This is a genomic window from Herbaspirillum sp. WGmk3 (assembly GCF_023952535.1).
In the GTDB taxonomy this organism is placed as follows: Bacteria; Pseudomonadota; Gammaproteobacteria; order Burkholderiales; family Burkholderiaceae_D; genus Herbaspirillum; species Herbaspirillum huttiense.
The window spans coordinates 1-245 of the sequence record NZ_JAKYWT010000139.1 but is presented as its reverse complement, the minus strand read 5'-3'; the positions used below and the strand labels follow the sequence as shown (position 1 = coordinate 245).

The 245-nt window shown below is 61.6% G+C and carries 1 protein-coding gene; it reads left to right on the top strand.

All coding sequences use genetic code 11. The features are described 5' to 3' along the window. Positions 1 to 220, top strand: a 220-nt coding sequence (locus MKD49_RS26235) for a hypothetical protein (protein ID WP_252697770.1), incomplete at its 5' end; no start/stop codon positions are given. Positions 221 to 245: the final 25 nt, after the last annotated feature.

Below are 245 nucleotides of genomic sequence, written 5' to 3'. Positions count from 1 at the left end.
AGGCAAGGATCCCGACGAAATCGAGCGTGCTCGTCGCGAGAAGCGGCGTCGCAAAGTTGTTGCCCCCACCCCGGTAGCCACTATCGAAGATAGTGAGAAGCCGATGGTGGCCCGCCAAGGAGTGACCCGTCAAACGGTCCGCAAGGATGCCAGTGGTGGTCGTCAGGTGGTCCGTCGCCAGCAGCCTGCTAAACAGACGCGAGCCCAACGTAAGAAGTAAAGACCCCTGGGGCCTGTCCCGAACC